The organism is Parolsenella sp., assembly GCF_982402205.1.
In genome coordinates this window covers 1-2,481 of sequence record NZ_CEVYAT010000187.1, presented here as the reverse complement: position 1 = coordinate 2,481, position 2,481 = coordinate 1, and the positions used below count along the sequence as shown (strand labels likewise).

General features: G+C 68.8%; 1 protein-coding gene. It reads right to left on the bottom strand.

Annotation, left to right across the window (positions count from 1 at the left end):
- Nucleotides 1–2,481: insulinase family protein (locus tag AC1VTH_RS07870; protein ID WP_481335601.1), on the bottom strand; the 2,481-nt coding region annotated here is incomplete at both ends.

The window sequence follows — 2,481 nt, the reverse complement described above, 5'->3', positions numbered from 1 at the left end:
CCCGCCGTGGGGTCGACCGCCGGGTCGCGGTAGGAGTAGAACTGCAGCAGCGAGTCGGCCGTGCAACGGAAGCCGCAGCCGTAGGCGCCGCCCAGCACGCGAACCTCGTTCCACAGGTAGTCGTAGGACAGCGCCTGCGAGGCCACGCGCCACGCGCCGCTGAGCTCGGTGCCCACGCTCAGGCCGTCCATGCCCTCGCCCACGAAGCAGACGTTGGCGGGCACGACGAAGGCCTCGGAGCGCACCTGCGGCATGGGCACGACGAGCCGGGGCGCATCCGCCGCGGCGGCAAAGAGCCCCAGGTCGGATGCGTTGTCCCAGTAGGCGGCGAGGTCTGCCTCGGGTCCCGTGAAGCTCATCTCGCAGTTGTTCGCCGTGAAGATGCGGCGGCGCAGGTCATCGAGCTTGGCCACGAGCGCGTCAGCGCGCTCGTCGAAGTGGTCGAGAAGATCGCGCAGGAAGCGGTAGAAGCCAACGCCGCCCAGCATGTCGGACACCTCGGCGGAGGCGCGGAACTGCGCGCCCACGCGGGCGAGCGCGGCGGCATGGCCCGAGTCGACGAAGGCCTGCTCCATGCCCACGCGGCGCTGCTCGAGGATGTCGCGGATACGCCGCGTGTCGGCGAGGTTCGTCTCGGCCCAGATTTCGCGCGGGAGCTCGGCGAGCCAGCGGGCGTTCTCGGAAAGCGAGCTTGCTCCCACGACGAACTTGGGGCGGGCGCTCAGCGGGTCGCCGTCGGTGGAGTAGACCTCCGAGAAGAACGACAGGCCGCCCAGCTTGGCCTCGCAGATGGTGTCGAGCTCGTAGGCGCTGTGGCGCGCGGTGTCGAGCTTGCCGAGGAGGTTCGCGAGCACGCTCACGTAGGGCAGCTCGTCATAGGAGACGTGGCCAAGGTCGAAGTACCAGTAGGCGTAGTCGATGCGACGCGTGTCGATGAGGTGGTGGTAGCAGGGGACGGGCGCGTCTGCCTGCACCGTCTTGGGGTCTGCCGCGGCCTCGCCGATGTCTGAGAGCGAGAGGTGCGGCAGCGTCGCGAGCGCCTCGGGCGTGTCGGGCGCGGCCTGCTCGGCGTGGAGCTCGGTGGCCTCGCGGGCAATGGCGGCGAGGTCGACTTCGCTCAGGCTCTCGCGGACCTTTGCCAGGCGCTGGGCCTCCTCGGTGGCACCCTCGCTCGGGGTGGGCACGACCTCCACGCAGCAGCGGTGGGCGTTGTGACAGACGGCCTCATCGAGCAGGCGCTCGAAGTAGCCGTCCCCAAGGCCGGCGCGGATCTGGGACAGGGCGTCCTCGTAGCGCAGGTAGCTCGTGGCGTCGTCGTCGCTGTAGAGCCAGCCGTTCATGGCCTGGATGGCCAGGCCCACGCCGTCGGGGTAACCAAAGTCGCCCTCGCGCAGGTTGAACTCTGCCTGGGCGAGCGATGCCTCGAGGTTGTCGGCCCCAAGGCCGTCTTCCACGAGCTTGGCGCACGTCTGCTCGACGAGCTGCTCGAACTGCTCGGCCACGCCGGGCTTTGCCCCCTGGAGCTCGAAGATGAGGCAGGGCTGCAGGATGCCGTCGTAGAGATAGCCCTGCACGTCGCTGCCGAGGTCGGCGTCGAGGATGGCGCGCTTGAGCGGGGCCTCGTTGGAGCCCACGAGGGCATCTACCAGCACGTCTGCCGCGAGCACGCGCTCGCGCTGGCCCGCCGTGGCAAACACGTATGCCACGCCCACGCAGGCGTTGTCGGGCGTGGTGTCCATGGGCATGCACACGAGACCGCCCTCGCGCGGCTCGCACAGGGGCAGCTCGTTGGGGGAGCCAGCGGCCGGGCGGGCGGCGTCGAAGCGCTTGCCCAGGAAGGCGAGCTTCTCCTCGATGTCGAGGTTGCCGTAGAGGACGGTATAGGAGTTCGCGAGCTGGTAGTGGCGCGCGTGGGTGTCGAGGAACTCCTCGTAGGTGAGGGAGGGGATGGCCTTGGGGTCGCCGCCCGAGACCCAGCCGTAGGGGGTCTCGCCAAACAGCGCGCGCATCATGCCGCAGATGAGGATCTCCTCGGGGCTCGACAGCGCGCCCTTCATCTCGTTGTAGACGACGCCGTTGAGGATGAGCTCGCCGCCCCTCTCGGCATCTTGGGTACTGGTGGCATCGGCGGCCTGCCCGGCATCGGTGCCGGCGAGCTCGTAGTGCCAGCCCTCCTGCTCGAAGATACGACGGCGCTGGTAGATGGCGGGATGCAGCACCGCGTCGAGGTAGATGTCCATGAGGTTCTCGAGGTCGCGGTCGTTGGTGGAGGAGACCGGGTACATGGTCTTGTCCGGGAACGTGAGGGCGTTGAGGAACGTCTGCATGGAGCTCTTGAGCAGGTGGACGAACGGCTCCTTGACCGGGAAGCGGTCGGAGCCGCACAGCACCGAGTGCTCGAGGATGTGGAAGACGCCCGTGTCGTTGGCGGGCGGCGTCTTGAAGGCGATCGAGAAGGCCTTGTTGTCGTCGGCGCAGGCG